Genomic DNA, 15808 nt, shown 5'->3' with positions numbered 1-15808 from the left:
GCACGCAGGTGAAGAAATGTCGGGCGCACCGCGTCAAGGTCGAATATGGAAGTGCACCATCGCAATTCGGGCACGTCTATCACCCTGTCAGTGGAGTCGGGCCGACTGACCCCGTGCGTGCGGTGGTTCTGGTGCACGGGGGCTACTGGACCACCGAGTTCGGCCTGACCATCGAGACCGCGATCGCACGGCAGTTCGCCGAGCGCGGCGCCGTCGTGTGGAACGTCGAGTACCGGCGCGTCGGCGAGAACGGCGGCGGCTGGCCGAACAGCGGCCGTGACGTGGTCGCCGCGCTGCAGGCGCTCGACGGTCCTGTTCGCGCCGCTTTGCCGGCGGAGATGTCGGCACAGGTCGACTGGGGCTCGGTGGCCGTGGTCGGGCATTCCGCGGGCGGACAGCTGGCCGTGTGGTCGGTCGCACAGCTGGGGGCACACACCGATTCGTGTCAGATCAGCACGGTGATCGCGCAATCGGCGGCACTGGACCTGGAGTCCGGCGCCGAGCGTCCGTCGATCCGGGGCCTGATGGGCCGCCCGTATGCCGAGATCCCTCATCGATACCGCGAGGCATCACCCATCGCGCAAAAGCCGTTCCCTGCGCATGTCGTCGCTCTCCACGCGAAGGACGACACGGCGATCCCCGTCGAGTCGAGCCGGCGGTACGTCGTCGCGGTGACCGCCAGGGGTCAATCGGCCGAACTGGTCGTGGTCCCGGGGGAGGGGCACGACGCGTTCGTCGATCCGCGAAGCGCCTCCACCCGGCACACCGTGCGGCTGCTGGGCATCTGATTACCTGGTTCACGTTTCTGGTGGTCGCCAACGGCATATCTTGAGAAAGTCGCGGACAGTCCAGCTGTAGCGCGACGGAGGTGAGCGCGACGGCCTTGCGTACGAGGTCAGTATCCGGTCCGGCCCTGGGAGGTCGCGATGCATCGCCTCAGGTCCGGGTCGGTCGGTCGGTTGCTCGTCGCGGTCGGTGTCGCGGCCGCGTCACTCTCGCTCGTGTTCGGTGCCGAATCCACGGCCGTCGCCGCGCCGTCCCCGCCCACCAAGTGGCTGTGCAGTCCGGCCATGGCATCGGATCCGTGCGATATCCCTCAGGACACCACCGATTTGCTGACCGGTCGGGTCACCGCGCCGGTCGCCGAATCCGCGAAGCCGGTGGATTGCTTTTACGTGTATGGGACCGCGACGAACTCGCTCGCGCTCAACGCGGATCTCGTTGCGTCGCCCGAGATCCAGGCGGCCGGCAAAATACACGGGGCACGATTCAACCGGACGTGTCGTATGTTCGCGCCCGTCTACCGGCAGGTGTCCTTACCGGCTGCGGTCCCCACCAATCTCGGCCTCGCCGAACCGTTCAGGATCGCCTATCGCGATGTCCGCAACGCCTGGCGGGAGTATCTCGCTCAGGCGGGCAACCGAGGCGTGATCTTCATCGCCGACTCGCAGGGCGCTTTCCAGCTTCGCAAGCTGATCCGCGAGGAAGTCGATCCCCGGCCGGTGCTGCGTCGCAGCGTCGCCGGCGCGTTCCTGATGGGCGCCAATGTGACCACCGCGCGAGGCAGTGCGGTGGGCGGGGACTTCCGCCACATTCCGGTGTGTACTCGGCGGGGCGAGTACGGGTGTGTGATGGCGTATTCGTCGAACATCGTCTACCCGCCGGTGTCGTTGCTGGGCAACAGCACGCTCGATGTCTTGTCGCGGTCGGCGGGATTGCCGAACGGGCCGCAATACCAGGTCGCGTGCACGGACCCGGCGGTGGTGAGCGGCAACCACGCGCCGGTCGGCATCACGGTGCCGAGTGAGCCGTTCCCGCCCGGGTTCGGCGCGGGCTTGTATGCCTATACCTGGTTTCCAGAGGCCTGGCCGACGTCGTCGTCGACCTGGACGACCGGCCGCGGGCGCGGGGTCGGTAGCTGCGATGAGGTGTACGGGATCCGCGAGTACCACATTCGGATGGTCCGCCCACAGCCGATCAACCAGTTGCCGTTACTCGACACCCACACGCTCGACTTCAATTTCGGGTTCGACCGGCTCGTCGGGATCGCCGCCCGACAGGCCGCGGACTGGCAATCACACTCCCACTGAGGGACGGGCAGGTGCCCTGCGCGGCCCGCCGGAATATTGCCTGCTGGTGCACGGTTCAATCGCGTTAGACTGGCTACATCCCGGCGTACCGATGCGCCGCCACGACCCCCTAGGAGTGATTGCATACGTGAGTGACGACAACCCCGACCTGAGCGCGCCGACCAGTCGGACTCTTGCGGGTCGATCTGTCACCTCCAACGTGGAAATCTCTCCCGAGGTGGTGTTCGGGCTGCTCGGGACCAGTGACGTCAACCTCCGCACCCTCGAACAGCTGCTGCCGGCCGACATCCACGTGCGTGGCAACCAGGTCACCCTGACCGGTGTGCCCGCCGACGTCGCGGCATCCGAGCGGGTCATCGCCGAACTCGTCGATCTGGTCGGTCGCGGCACCCCCCTGACGCCCGACCTCGTCCGGCACAGCGTCTCCATGCTCTCCGAGGGAACCGCGGAATCGCCCGCTGACGTGCTGTCGCTCGACATCTTGTCGCGACGGGGCAAGACGATCCGGCCGAAGACCCTGAACCAGAAGAAGTATGTCGACGCGATCGACAACAACACGATCGTGTTCGGCCTGGGTCCGGCCGGTACCGGCAAGACCTATCTGGGGATGGCGAAGGCCGTCCAGGCCCTGCAGTCGAAGTCGGTCAACCGCATCATCCTGACCCGGCCCGCGGTCGAGGCGGGGGAGCGGCTCGGCTTCCTGCCCGGCACGCTCAGCGAGAAGATCGACCCATATCTGCGACCGCTCTACGACGCGCTTCACGACATGATGGATCCGGAGTCGATCCCGAAGCTGATGGCGGCCGGGGTCATCGAGGTCGCGCCGCTCGCATATATGCGCGGGCGGGCACAGCCCTTGTCGACCCGAGTGCTCACTCCGGAAGGTTTCCGGCCCATCGGCGATTTGCAGGTCGGTGACGCGGTCATCGGTTCGGACGGCACACCCACCGAAGTGCTCGGCGTCTACCCACAGGGTTTCAAGGACATCGTGCGGGTCACCACCCAGGACGGCGCGTCGACTCTGAGCTCGACCGACCACCTCTGGTCGGTCTACACGCGGTCGGATCGTCGCCGTGGCAAGGGCCCGCGGGTGCTGGCTGCCAAGGAGATGATCGGGAATCTGCGCGCGGCGCATTACCACCGCTACGAGCTGCCGCTGCTGGCTGCGCCGGTGGCCTTCGATGCCCAGCCGGTGCCGTTCGACCCCTACGCGCTCGGGTTGATGCTGGGCGATGGGTGCATGGCCGGCATGACGACGCCGTCCTTCACGACCAAAGACCCGGAGCTGGTCGACGCACTGGTGGACGCCGTGCCAGGCATTCGCGCGCGGCGCAAGACCGAGATCGACTATGTGCTCAACCGGATAACCACACCGGGCGAGGTGATCACCATCGAGAATCCCGTGACCGGTGCGATGCGTGCGACGGGACTCTGGGGCACCAAGTCGTCGACGAAGTTCGTGCCGAAGCAGTACCTTCTCAACTCCGCTGAGGTACGGCTGGCGGTACTGCAGGGTCTCCTCGACACCGACGGCGGTCCGGTCGGTCAGGCAGCGCGTACCTGCCGCGTCCAGTACACGACCGTGTCCGACCAGCTCCGTGACGATGTGATGTTCCTCGTTCAATCGCTCGGCGGCATCGTCTACACACGCACGCGTGCTGCAGAGGGACGGACCCCGGGCAATGCACGTGGGCGCGAAGTGCTGTACCGCCATGATGCCCACGTGCTCGACATCCGACTCCCGGAGGGCGTTGCACCCTTCAGGCTCTGCCGCAAGGCCGCGCGGTATGGCGCGGACGGCTCCAAAGCACCCAAGCGCTACATCGAGAGCATCGAATCGGTGGGTACCGAGGAGGCGGTCTGCATCAAGGTCGCCGCCGAGGATTCGTTGTATGTCACCGAGGACTTCCTGCTGACACACAACACGCTCAATGACGCCTTCATCATCCTCGACGAGGCCCAGAACACCACGGGCGAACAGATGAAGATGTTCCTCACCCGACTGGGTTTCGGGTCCAAGGTCGTCGTCACCGGCGACACCACCCAGGTCGATCTCCCAGGTGGGGCACAGAGCGGACTCACCGCGGCGACACGGATTCTCGACGGTATCGACGACATCCACTTCTCGCACCTCACCAGCGCGGACGTGGTCCGACACCGGTTGGTGGCCGACATCGTGGACGCATACGGACGGGCCGAGGAGAACTCGCGCGTCGGCGGGCGACTGCGCGACGCAGACAACCTGCAGGGCAACCGGGCGGCTCGTCGGGCCGCCTCGCACGGACGTCGCTCATGAGCATCGAACTGGCCAACGAATCGGGTGTCGAGGTCCCCGGGGACCTGATCATCGAGTCGGCACGCTTCGCCATCACCGCGATGGACGTCCATCCGGCCGCGGAACTCTCGGTGGTCTGTGTCGACGAGGACACGATGGCCGACATGCACATGCAATGGATGGATCTGCCCGGCCCGACAGACGTGATGAGCTTCCCGATGGACGAGCTGGTCCCGGGTGGGCGGCCGGATGCCGCGGAACCGGGGCCGGCGATCCTCGGTGACATCGTGTTGTGCCCGGCGTTCGCCGCTCAGCAGGCGAAGTCGGCGCGGCGCTCGTTCGAGCACGAGCTGTCGATGCTGACGATCCACGGAGTGCTTCATCTGCTGGGCTATGACCACGCCGAGCCGGATGAGGAAAAAGAGATGTTCGGCCTCCAGAACCGAATCCTCGAGGATTTCTACGCGGCGCGGCATCGCCGGGCGCAGCAACAGCGACAGTCCGATCGGGACACCCAGTTGCTGACCAACATCGGCTTCGCCGAGACCGCCCGGCCCGAGAACATTCAGGCCGAGGACGAGTGACGGTGCCCGACGACGTCTGGTTCGTCGTGGCGGCACTCGTGCTGATCCCGGTCGGTGGACTGTTCGCCGCCGTCGACGCGGCCATCACCACGGTGTCCATGGCGCGCGTCGAGGACATGGCGAAGGAGCAGCGCGCCGGTGCGGTGCGCCTGATCGCGGTGTTGCACGGGCGGGCCACCTATGTGGGCCTCGCCGTGCTGATGCGGGTCATCTCGGAGACGGCGGCGGTCGCCCTGATGGCCCTCGTGCTGACCGACTGGCTCGGCGTCGGCTGGGGTCTGTTCGCGGCGATCGTCGGGATGGCGGTGGTGTCGTTCGTCGCCGTCGGCGTCGGGCCGCGAACCCTCGGTCGGCAGCACGCGTACACGATCGCGCTGTCGTCGGCGATCGTCTTGCAGGGCATCGGATTGCTGCTCAAACCACTGACCCGACTGCTCATCATGGTCGGCAACGCCGTGACGCCCGGCAAGGGATTTCGCAACGGGCCCTTCGCCACCGAGGTGGAACTTCGCGAGGTCGTGGATCTCGCCGAGGCCAGCGGTGTGGTGGCGGCGGACGAGCGCCGGATGATCCAGTCGGTCTTCGACCTCGGCGACACCAACGCTCGCGAGATCATGGTGCCCCGACCGGAGATGATCTGGATCGAGCAGGACAAGACCGCGGCCCAGGCGATGAATCTCGCGGTGCGGTCCGGACATTCGCGCATCCCGGTGATCGGGGAGAACCCCGACGACATCGTCGGCGTCGTCTATCTCAAGGACCTCGTCGCCGAAGGAGGTCGTTCGACGTCTGCGCACGTGCACGACTTCATGCGCGAAGCCGAGTTCATCCCGGATTCCAAACCGCTGGACAAGGTCCTGGCGGACATGCAGCGCACACGCAACCACATGGCACTGCTCGTCGACGAGTACGGCGGGATCGCGGGGCTGGTGACCATCGAGGACGTCCTCGAGGAGATCGTCGGTGAGATCACCGACGAGTACGACACCGATGAGGTGGCGCCGATCGAAGAACTCGAAGGCGGGTCCTATCGGGTGTCGGCGCGACTGCCCGTGGAGGACCTGGGCGAACTCTTCGGCCTCGACATCGACGACGACGAGATCGAGACCGTCGGCGGGTTGCTCGGCCTCGAACTCGGCCGGGTGCCGCTGCCGGGTGCCCGGGTCGAGTCGAACGGGCTGCTGCTCGTCGCCGAGGGCGGCCCGAACCGGCGAGGCCGCCAGCGCATCACCACCCTGCTGGTCAGCCGGGTCGACCACCCCGAGGCCGGCGACATTCCGGCCGAGGGTGACCGCGATGACACCGACATGCCCACGTCCGATCCGGCCGAATCCGACCGCGGTGCGGAATACTCGATGTCCAGCCGTGGGCGTTCACAGGTCCGGGAGCAGGTCCGACGACACGGCGACGACACAACGGGTGACACCAGGAGCGAGGACCGAACGTGACCGGACCGTCGAGCGGAAAGCCCGAGTTGTCCGACGAGGATCAGAAGCTGGTCGTCTTGGCGCGGGGCGCACTCGCCCGCGCCGAGAGCTCGTCGGCGGCCGCCGTCCGCGACTCCGACGGCCGAACCTATGCCGGCGCGCCCGTGGCCGCCGAGACGTTGACACTGTCCGGCCTCCAGGTCGCCCTCGCGAGTGCGCTGTCCAGCGGCGCCCAGGCCTTCGAGGCGGCCGTCCTGGTGAACGGCGCCCCCGACGACCCTGGCCTGGCAACCCTCGCCGAGTTCGGCTCGGACGCGTACGCGGTGCACACGGATCTGTCGGGGACACCGACCGGCCGTCAGGACGCGCACCGATGACCGGGTTCCGGTCGGGATTCGTCTGCTTCGTCGGTCGGCCGAACACCGGAAAATCCACCCTCACCAACGCTCTCGTCGGCGAGAAGATCGCGATCACCTCGAACCGGCCGCAGACCACCCGGCACACCATCAGGGGGATCGTCAATCGCGACGACGCCCAGTTGATCCTGGTCGACACCCCAGGTCTGCACCGGCCTCGGACACTGCTCGGCCAGCGACTCAACGACCTCGTCCGGGACACCTACTCGGAGGTCGACGTGATCGGCGTGTGCATCCCGGCCGACGAGGCGATCGGGCCGGGCGACCGCTGGATCGTGTCGCAGGTCCGGCAGATGGCCCCGCGCACCACGGTGCTGGGCGTGGTCACCAAGATCGACCGCGTCACCCGGGATCGCGTCGCCGCGCAACTCGTCGCGTTGTCCGAACTGCTCGGCCCCACCTCCGAGGTGGTCCCGGTGTCGGCGAGGTCGGGTGCCCAACTCGACATCCTGACCGACGTGCTGGTCGGCCAGATGGAACCCGGCCCCGCGTTCTACCCCGACGGTGAGCTCACCGATGAACCCGAGGAGGTGCTGATGGCGGAATTCATCCGCGAGGCGGCCCTCGAGGGTGTCCGCGACGAGCTCCCGCACTCCCTCGCCGTGGTGATCGAGGAGATCATCCCGCGTGAGGAGGACAAGGAGGGGCAGGGGCCGTCGATGGTCGATGTGCACGCCATCCTCTACGTCGAGCGGGACAGCCAGAAGGGCATCATCATCGGCCATCGAGGTGCCCGGCTGAAAGAGGTCGGCACCGTCGCGCGAGGACAGATCGAGAAGCTGCTCGGCACCAGGGTGTACCTGGATCTGCATGTGAAGGTGGCCAAGGACTGGCAACGGGACCCGAAGCAATTGGGGCGCATGGGCTTCTGACGCCTGCGGCCCGCCGTCGGTGCGAATGAGTCGAGAGGGAGTTCGGATGGGGCGGCACGAAACAGGCGTCGAGGCGGACCCGAGCGGGCCCGGCGGGCGCGAGGTCTCCGTATACTCCGCCGCCGACCACGCGGCACCCGAACACGATGCGGCGGCGGGGACCACGATCGCCGGTGTCCTGCGTTCACCGCGATTCTGGCTGGCACCGCTGTTGCTCGTCGTCGTGATCATGTCGTTCATGGCGGCGCTCTACATGGGCGCGGTCGCGGACCCGCAGCGCAACCTGCACGATTTCCCGATCGCTCTCGTCAATGAGGATCGCGGCGGTGACGTCGACAACCCGGATGGCGGTACCACGAAACAGAACTTCGGCGACCAGGTCGCCGAAGGGGTGATCTCGACGGCGGCCAAGAGTGGGATCGCGGTGGAGAAGGTCGACCGGACCACCGCCCTCAACCGACTGAACTCCGGCAAGGCCTACGGCGTGGTGGTGATCGGCCCCAACTTCACGAATCGCGCGGTGAGTCTCGGCCGGGCCGCGGTGCTCGAGGCCAAACCCGACCCGATGGCGATCGACGTGTTCATCAACCGCGGCTCCGGAACCTTTGCGTCGGCGGTCACCACGACCTTCGCCGACGAGATGTCGGAGCAGGTCAACGCCCAGGTCGGCGAACGCCTCGTGGACACCGTCCGACAGAGCCTGGTCAAGGCCGACGTGTCGTTCTCGGGGGCCGCCCAACTGGCATTGTCCAATCCGGTGGATGTACGGATCGTCGAGCCCACCCCGTTGCCCGACGGATCCGGAAACGGGTTGTCCGCGTTCTACTTCACGTTGTTGCTCATCCTGGCAGGGTTCACCGGCGCGATGATGGTGAGTGTCGTGGTCGACGGCATCCTCGGTCAGACGCCCATCGAGTACGGTCCGTTCTATCAGCTCCGACAGCGGCTCGCGATCTCTCGCTGGGGAACGCTCGCGACCAAGTGGACCATCATGGTGCTCGTCGCGGTGATCCAGTCGGCGCTGTTCATCGCCGTGTGTACGGCGGTCGGCACGTCGTTGCCGAATGCGTTCGCATTGTGGATGTTCTCGGTGCTGGTGATCACCGCGGTCGGGGTATCGGCGAGTTCGATGATGGCGGTGTTCGGTAATCCCGGTCTCATCCTGAACCTGGTGTTCTTTGTGATCCTCGGTCTCCCGTCGTCGGGTGGCACGGTGCCGCTGGAGGCGAGTCCGCGACTGTTCGCCTGGATCGCCGCGGTGGAACCGATGCACCTGGTCTATCTCGGTAGTCGCGCCATCCTCTATTTCGACGCGGATCTCGACGCCGGACTGGGCCGGTCGATCATCCAGTGCGCGATCGGTCTGCTGGTGGGTGTACTGCTCGGTCTGGGCGGCACCAAGCTCTACGACCGCAAGGGCTGGCACAGGTTCCCGGGCGGGATGACATTGTCGCCGCGGCTGCGCAGGCTGGTCGACGGCGATGGACCCGCCTCGATCACCACACCGTCCCCCGCACACGTCGCCGCGGTGGGTGGTCATGAATCGCCGCGGCCTCCCGAGGCGCCCGGCCCGCCGGCCGCGTCGAAGACACCAGAGGTCACACAGGCACCAGAGGACCCTGGACGCATGTCGTAGTGGGGTGCTGTCGGTGCCCGGTGGAACAATGTCCCGGTGAGGTTCTATCGGGATGAGGCCGTGGTGCTTCGCCAGCACAAGCTGGGCGAGGCCGACCGCATCATCACGCTGCTCACCCAGGACCACGGCCTGGTGCGTGCCGTGGCCAAGGGCGTCCGTCGGACCCGCTCGAAGTTCGGTGCCCGGCTCGAGCCCTTCGCTCATGTCGACGTGCATCTCTATCCCGGCCGCAACCTCGACGTCGTGACCCAGGTGCACACCCTCCATGCCTTCGCCGATGCCATCGTGGCCGACTACGGCCGATACACCACGGCGTGCGCGGTGCTGGAGACCGCGGAGCGGTTGGCCGGTGAGGAGCGCGCACCGGCCGCGCAGTTGCACCGACTCACGGTCGGCGCCCTGGAGGCACTCGCCGAACACCGCCGCGCCAACCAACTCATCCTCGATGCCTACCTGCTGCGCGCGATGCACTGCGCGGGATGGATGCCGACGCTCGACGTGTGCGCCCGCTGTACGCAGCCGGGACCACATCGGGCGTTCCATGTGGCGGCCGGTGGTGCGGTGTGCATCCACTGTCGGCCACCCGGATCGGCCACCCCGTCACCAGGGGTGCTCGACCTGATGGATGCCCTGTTCCGTGGCCAGTGGGAACACACCGCCGAGGCCACTTCGTCGATGCAGCGCCAGGCGAGCGGGCTGACCGCCGCCCACCTGCAGTGGCATCTCGAACGTCAGTTGCGAACCCTGCCGCTCATCGAACGCGAAGCACCTCATAGGCTGGTGGACACCGCGTGAGAGGAGACGGTTGATGGCGTTACGACCCGGCTCGCGATCCGGGAAACGACAGGCCGCACCGGAACCACGAGCAGACCGCACCCCCATACGCCCACCCGACCCGCACCCGAGCGGCGCGCGGCCACCACGGATTCAGCCCGAGCTGATACCGCAGCACGTGGCCCTGGTGATGGACGGCAACGGCCGCTGGGCGCAGGACCGAGGACTGCCCCGCACCGAAGGGCACAAGCAAGGCGAGGCGGTCCTGATGGACACCGTCTGCGGATGTATCGAACTCGGCGTCACCTGGCTGTCCGCGTACGCGTTCTCGACGGAGAACTGGTCGCGCAGCCCAGAAGAGGTCCGTTTCCTGATGGGCTTCAACCGTGACGTGATCCGCCGTCGGCGTGACGAGATGCACGAGATGGGCGTCCGGGTGCGCTGGGCCGGCCGCCGACCGCGCTTGTGGCGCAGTGTGATCCGCGAACTCGAGGTTGCCGAGGAGATGACGAGGGACAACACCGTGATGAACCTCACGATGTGCGTCAACTACGGCGGCCGCGCCGAGATCGCTGATGCGGCAAAGGAAATCGCCCGCCGTGCCGCGGCCGGTGAGATCGATCCGGATCGGATCACCGAGGCGTCCTTCGCCCGTTATCTCGACGAGCCCGACATGCCCGACGTCGACCTCTTCCTGCGCCCGTCCGGCGAACAGCGGATCTCGAACTTCTTGCTGTGGCAGTCCGCGTACGCCGAGATGGTGTATCAGGAGAAGCTCTTTCCCGACTTCGATCGTCGTGACCTGTGGGCGGCGTGTCTCGAATACGCGTCGCGGGACCGACGATTCGGCGGCGTGATGCCGACATGAGCGACGTCGCATCGGGATCCGAAGACCTTCCGACCCGGGTGGCCCGCCTCGTCGGTGAGATCGGTGACGTCGGTGACGGGGATGCGGATTCGGTGATCGTGCAGGTGGGTCCGACCCGTGCGTCGTTGCGCGTCCTGACCCTCGCGGACGGACTCGACGTGCTCACCATGACCCAACTGGTCGCGGTCAACCTGCCGAACACGTCCGCACTCCGCGACGACGTGGAAGGCGCCGACGCCCGTCTGAGTTTCGGTGCATTGCGCAGATCCGACCCGGAGGGTGTGACCACCGATGTGCTGCAGTACTACACGTTCCCGGCCGGGACCCTCGACGACGTCCCGCTGCTGACGGTGCTGCACATCGTGTTGTCGGCGGGAGCCGACATCGCTCGCCGTCTCTCGGGCGCCTAGCCCTTCGCAGCGCTCGCCGGCCCGGCAGCGCTTGCGGGCTCGCTCCCCGTGGGTCGACAGCGGTGAACGGCAGTCAGTTCGCCGCCCGGCAATCGGCGCAATAGCCGAAGATCTCGACGGTGTGGTTGATGTCGGTGAAACCGTGCCGTGCGGCCACACTCGCGGCCCACTTCTCGACGGGCTCCGCCTGCACCTCCACCGTCGTACCGCAGCGACGGCACACGAGGTGGTGATGATGTCCGGACGAGCAGTGGCGATACCGCGTCTCGCCCGAACCGTCCCACAGCACGTCGATCTGCCCGGACTGGCTCAATGCCTGCAGATTTCGGTACACGGTGGTCAGCCCGATCGACTCTCCGCGGGCCTTGAGTTGATCGTGGAGTTCCTGCGCGGAGACGAAGTCGTCACCGGCGGCGAGCGCGTCGGCGATCGCCGCTCGCTGCCTGGTCGACCGGACGCCGGTCACCGGGCGGTCCGGACCGGCGGTCATTCGGCCACCGTGCCCGCGTCCAGGACCGTGCCCGCGTCATCGGGAATGATCTCGGCCGCCGAGTCATCGGGGACCTCCATCGCGTGCGCCAGCGCGTCGGTGACGATGTGGGCGAGGTGGTGATCGACGAGTTCGTAGACGATCTCCCGACCCGTCCGGTGGCCGCGCACCACACCGGCATCCTTGAGGACGCGGAGATGCTGGCTCACCAGTGGCTGGCTGACCTCCAGAGCGCCGACGATCTCGTGCACACACTGCGGGCGTTCGCGCAGGAGCAGGACGATGGCAATGCGGGTGGGCGATGCCAGGGCCCGCAGGAGGTCGCCGGCGGCCGCGCACTCGACCGCGCCGACGACACGGCGGTCGGAGGTGGTGGCTGCGCAATCTCGATCCTGGGAGTCCATCGCCCTCCATACTAAAGGAAGTCGTTTTCATTTGGGGTGGCGAGAGTGGACCGAGCGCGGCCCTCCGGTGCCCTCGGAGCGGCTGTGACGCCGGCGCGCACGATCGGAGAGGGGTGACGATTCCGACGACCGGCACCTCTGTGGCTACCCTGTAAGGGCTGCCGTTCTGTGTTCCGACGGAATGGCCGCGTCACCGTATCGAACCCCTAGTCGTTGGAGATCAGTTAACCGTGGCCGCCCAGTCCAACCGCGTCGAAGCCGTCGTCAACCTCGCCAAGCGTCGTGGCCTGGTGTTCCCGAGCGGTGAGATCTACGGCGGAACCCGCTCCGCGTGGGACTACGGCCCGCTCGGCGTCGAGGTCAAGGAGAACATCAAGAGGCAGTGGTGGCGCGGCATGGTCACCGGCCGCGACGACATCGTCGGGCTCGACTCGGCGGTCATCCTGCCGCGGCGCGTGTGGGAGGCGTCGGGTCACGTCGAGGTGTTCACCGACCCGCTCGTGGAGTCGCTTTACACCCACAAGCGCTACCGTGCCGATCACCTTCTGGAGGCCTACGAGATCAAGCATGGCCGCCCACCGGCCAACGGCCTCGCCGACATCAACGACCCGGACACCGGTCAGCCCGGCAAGTGGACCGAGCCCAAGGCCTTCAGCGGTCTGATGAAGACCTACCTCGGCCCGGTGGACGACCAGGAGGGCCTGCACTATCTGCGGCCCGAGACCGCGCAGGGCATCTTCGTGAACTTCAAGAACGTGATGACCACCGCGCGCAAGAAGCCGCCGTTCGGTATCGCCCAGATCGGCAAGAGCTTCCGCAACGAGATCACCCCCGGCAACTTCATCTTCCGGACGCGCGAGTTCGAACAGATGGAGATGGAGTACTTCGTCAAGCCGGGCGAGGACGAGGACTGGCATCAGTACTGGATCGACCAGCGGTACGACTGGTATGTCGACCTCGGGATCGACCCGGAGAACCTGCGACTCTTCGACCATCCCAAGGACAAGCTCTCGCACTATTCCAAACGCACCGTCGACGTCGAGTACAAGTTCGGCTTCTCCGGGAATCCATGGGGTGAGCTCGAGGGCGTCGCCAACCGCACCGATTTCGACCTGTCGACCCACAGCAAGCACTCCGGCGAGGATCTGTCGTTCTTCGATCAGGCCTCCGGCGAGCGCTACACGCCATACGTCATCGAGCCCGCTGCGGGCCTCACCCGCTCGCTGATGGCATTCCTGTGCGACGCGTACACCGAGGAAGAGGTGCCGAACGCCAAGGGCGGCACCGACACCCGCACGGTGTTGCGCCTCGATCGGCGACTCGCGCCGGTCAAGGTCGCGGTTCTGCCGCTCTCCCGCAACGAGAAGCTGTCGCCGAAGGCCAAGGATCTTGCCGCGGAGCTGCGCAAGCACTGGAATGTCGAGTTCGACGACGCGCAGGGCATCGGTAAGCGGTACCGCCGACAGGACGAGATCGGCACACCGTTCTGCGTGACCGTGGACTTCGACACTCTCGACGACCAGGCGGTCACCGTGCGCGAACGCGACACCATGAGCCAGGAGCGCGTCGCGCTCGACAAAGTGGTGGAGTTCCTGGGCGGCAAGCTCCTCGGCGCGTGATCCCTCGGTGAGGTCACCCGACCAGCGGTCGAGGCCGTTGTCGCAACGTGCGACCTGCGTATTTCTGTCATAGTTGATTGTGGAGTTGTCGCACGCCCGGGCATGGGGTCCGGAGCTGTGTGCGGCGAGGAGAGTGAGTGCAGCAGTGACCGTCAACGGCAAAGTCGTCCATTACGACGCGAATCGGGGCTTCGGATTTCTCGCACCGGATGCGGGCGGTGCCGACGTCTTCCTGCACATCAACGACATCGACATCGACGAGAACGCCCTGAAGCCGGGCGCGAAGGTCGCGTTCGACATCGAGGAGACCGACCGCGGGACCAAGGCGGTCAACGTCGCGGTGACCGAGTCGGCACCGGTCGACGACGCCCCGGCGGGCCGGCCGCATCGTCGCGACAGCCACGATCACGGTCGTCCGCACGGCGGTGACCGGGACCGCGACCGGGACCGGGACCGCTCACGCAAGCCGCGCGGTGGCGGCACACTCGACGCGGCATCGTTCACCGAAGAGGTCACCGAGTTGCTGCTCGACTCGTCCGACGACCTGACCGCCGCTCAGATCGTGGCGATCCGACAGCGCATCACCGACTTCGCGGTCGCCCGGGGATGGGTGCTTGACTAGCGCACCGCCCACCGGCCGTTCGGCCGCGATACCGCCCACGGCGGATTACCGGGACGAGGCCGTCGAACGGATCGTGCCGGAGGCGCCGAAGGTCGCGAGCCTGCCCGGAACCCGGACCGACCATCGCAGCGACTTCGCTCGCGACCGGGCCCGGGTGTTGCACTCGGCCGCCCTGCGTCGGCTGGCGGACAAGACGCAGGTCGTCGGGCCGCGTGAGGGTGACACCCCGAGGACCCGCCTGACCCACTCGCTCGAGGTGGGGCAGATCGGGCGGGGGATCGCGATCGGGCTCGGCTGCGAACCCGATCTCGTCGAACTGGCGGGACTTGCCCATGACATCGGTCATCCGCCCTACGGGCACAACGGTGAGCGGGCTCTCGACGAGGTCGCTGCGGCGATCGGCGGTTTCGAGGGCAACGCCCAGAATCTGCGCATCCTCACGCGCCTGGAACCGAAGCTCCTCGACGAGAACGGCCGCAGTGCCGGGCTGAATCTGACCAGGGCATCGCTCGACGCCACGTTGAAATACCCGTGGACCCGCAGCGCGCCGGGGACCAAGTTCGGTGCCTACGACGACGACGCGGACGCCCTGGACTGGATTCGGCTCGACGCCCCGTCCGGCCGTCAGTGCGTCGAGGCCCAGGTCATGGACTGGTCCGACGACGTCGCCTACTCCGTGCATGACCTGGAGGACGGCGTGATCGCCAACCGCATCGATCTGCGCACGCTCGCCGATGCGTCCGATCAGCGGGCGCTCGCCGACATCGGGGTGAAAGAATTCGCCGGACTCGAGGCCGGTGCGCTCATCGACGCAGCGCAACGCCTGTCGCGAATGGAGATCGTCGGCCAAGCCGGTGTGTACGACGGCAGCCTGAACAGCGCCGTCGCGCTCAAACGGCTGACGAGCGAGCTCATCGGCCGGTTCGCGTCCGCGGCGATCACCGGGACGCGGGCGGCGGTGGGCGGTCGCTCGGTCGCCCGTTACGACGCCGACCTCACGGTCTCACCGCTGGTGGCCGCCGAGGTGGCGATCCTCAAGACCCTGGCGTTGCGGTTCATCTTCTCCAACAGCCGTCACAAGGCCCATCAGCAGCGTCAGCGTGAGCGCATCCATCGGGTGGCCGGCTGGCTGACCGCGGCCGCCCCCGGCGGGCTGGACCCGATCTTCGTGCCGTCCTGGCATGAGGCCGCCGACGATGACGCCCGTCTGCGCGTCATCGTCGATCAGATCGCCTCGATGACGGAGGGCCGACTGGAGCGCACCGACCGACAGAACTCGGGCGCGCAGGCGCATCTGGGCTGACGCCGGACGTGTGGCTGC

The 15808-nt window shown here is 67.1% G+C and carries 16 protein-coding genes; 14 read left to right on the top strand and 2 right to left on the bottom strand.

Features of this window, described 5'->3' with window-relative positions:
- Positions 1–8: 8 nt before the first annotated feature.
- The 11 genes from ACLQ3I_RS01410 (at position 9) to ACLQ3I_RS01360 (ending at position 11352) form a co-directional block, all read left to right on the top strand.
- Positions 9–788, top strand: a complete 780-nt coding sequence (locus tag ACLQ3I_RS01410) for an alpha/beta hydrolase family protein (protein WP_425799929.1) — start codon at positions 9–11, stop codon at positions 786–788.
- A 138-nt stretch (positions 789–926) separates the two neighbouring features.
- Positions 927–2090, top strand: a complete 1164-nt coding sequence (locus ACLQ3I_RS01405) for a DUF3089 domain-containing protein (RefSeq protein ID WP_425799928.1) — start codon at positions 927–929, stop codon at positions 2088–2090.
- A 127-nt stretch (positions 2091–2217) separates the two neighbouring features.
- Complete coding sequence (locus ACLQ3I_RS01400; protein ID WP_425799927.1) at positions 2218–4386, top strand: PhoH family protein; 2169 nt, start codon at positions 2218–2220, stop codon at positions 4384–4386.
- On the top strand, positions 4383–4949 hold the full coding sequence (gene ybeY, locus ACLQ3I_RS01395) for an rRNA maturation RNase YbeY (protein WP_425791689.1): 567 nt from the start codon (positions 4383–4385) through the stop codon (positions 4947–4949). Before ACLQ3I_RS01400 ends, ybeY begins: the two co-directional genes overlap by 4 nt.
- Before the next feature lie 2 nt (positions 4950–4951).
- On the top strand, positions 4952–6397 hold the full coding sequence (locus tag ACLQ3I_RS01390; RefSeq protein ID WP_425799926.1) for a hemolysin family protein: 1446 nt from the start codon (positions 4952–4954) through the stop codon (positions 6395–6397).
- Positions 6394–6753, top strand: a complete 360-nt coding sequence (locus ACLQ3I_RS01385) for a cytidine deaminase (protein WP_425799925.1) — start codon at positions 6394–6396, stop codon at positions 6751–6753. Before ACLQ3I_RS01390 ends, ACLQ3I_RS01385 begins: the two co-directional genes overlap by 4 nt.
- Complete coding sequence (gene era, locus ACLQ3I_RS01380) at positions 6750–7664, top strand: GTPase Era (RefSeq protein WP_425791695.1); 915 nt, start codon at positions 6750–6752, stop codon at positions 7662–7664. The genes ACLQ3I_RS01385 and era overlap by 4 nt, the downstream gene beginning before the upstream one ends.
- 46 nt (positions 7665–7710) lie before the next feature.
- A complete protein-coding gene (locus tag ACLQ3I_RS01375; protein ID WP_425791697.1) occupies positions 7711–9300 on the top strand; it encodes a YhgE/Pip domain-containing protein in 1590 nt (529 codons plus the stop codon).
- A 36-nt stretch (positions 9301–9336) separates the two neighbouring features.
- Positions 9337–10095: a DNA repair protein RecO gene (gene recO / locus ACLQ3I_RS01370; protein WP_164309156.1), complete on the top strand. Its 759-nt coding sequence runs from the start codon at positions 9337–9339 to the stop codon at positions 10093–10095.
- Positions 10096–10108: 13 nt separating this feature from the next.
- A complete protein-coding gene (locus ACLQ3I_RS01365) occupies positions 10109–10942 on the top strand; it encodes an isoprenyl transferase (protein WP_425791699.1) in 834 nt (277 codons plus the stop codon).
- Entirely contained in the window at positions 10939–11352 is a 414-nt protein-coding gene (locus tag ACLQ3I_RS01360) for a hypothetical protein (protein WP_425791701.1), read from the top strand. The genes ACLQ3I_RS01365 and ACLQ3I_RS01360 overlap by 4 nt, the downstream gene beginning before the upstream one ends.
- 73 nt (positions 11353–11425) lie before the next feature.
- Here ACLQ3I_RS01360 and ACLQ3I_RS01355 read toward each other — a convergent pair whose 3' ends face one another.
- Together ACLQ3I_RS01355 and ACLQ3I_RS01350 are read right to left on the bottom strand one after the other, a co-directional pair.
- The gene (locus tag ACLQ3I_RS01355) at positions 11426–11842 is read right to left on the bottom strand and encodes a Fur family transcriptional regulator (protein ID WP_425791703.1); all 417 of its coding nucleotides are present in this window, start codon (positions 11840–11842) and stop codon (positions 11426–11428) included.
- Positions 11839–12246, bottom strand: coding sequence for an ArsR/SmtB family transcription factor (locus ACLQ3I_RS01350; protein WP_425791706.1), 408 nt, complete (start codon positions 12244–12246; stop codon positions 11839–11841). The genes ACLQ3I_RS01355 and ACLQ3I_RS01350 overlap by 4 nt, the downstream gene beginning before the upstream one ends.
- A gap of 230 nt (positions 12247–12476) precedes the next feature.
- On the opposite strand from ACLQ3I_RS01350, the gene ACLQ3I_RS01345 reads away from it, so the two are divergent.
- The 3 genes from ACLQ3I_RS01345 (at position 12477) to ACLQ3I_RS01335 (ending at position 15790) form a co-directional block, all read left to right on the top strand.
- Positions 12477–13865: a glycine--tRNA ligase gene (locus ACLQ3I_RS01345; protein ID WP_425791708.1), complete on the top strand. Its 1389-nt coding sequence runs from the start codon at positions 12477–12479 to the stop codon at positions 13863–13865.
- 145 nt (positions 13866–14010) lie between these two features.
- On the top strand, positions 14011–14487 hold the full coding sequence (locus tag ACLQ3I_RS01340) for a cold-shock protein (protein ID WP_425800680.1): 477 nt from the start codon (positions 14011–14013) through the stop codon (positions 14485–14487).
- Positions 14480–15790 (top strand): deoxyguanosinetriphosphate triphosphohydrolase, encoded by a 1311-nt coding sequence (locus ACLQ3I_RS01335; RefSeq protein WP_425791710.1) that lies wholly within the window; start codon positions 14480–14482, stop codon positions 15788–15790. The genes ACLQ3I_RS01340 and ACLQ3I_RS01335 overlap by 8 nt, the downstream gene beginning before the upstream one ends.
- Positions 15791–15808 lie beyond the last annotated feature (18 nt).

The organism is Gordonia sp. DT101 (genome assembly GCF_049844895.1).
In the GTDB taxonomy this organism is placed as follows: Bacteria; Actinomycetota; Actinomycetes; order Mycobacteriales; family Mycobacteriaceae; genus Gordonia.
This window is presented reverse-complemented; position numbering and strand designations above follow the sequence as displayed.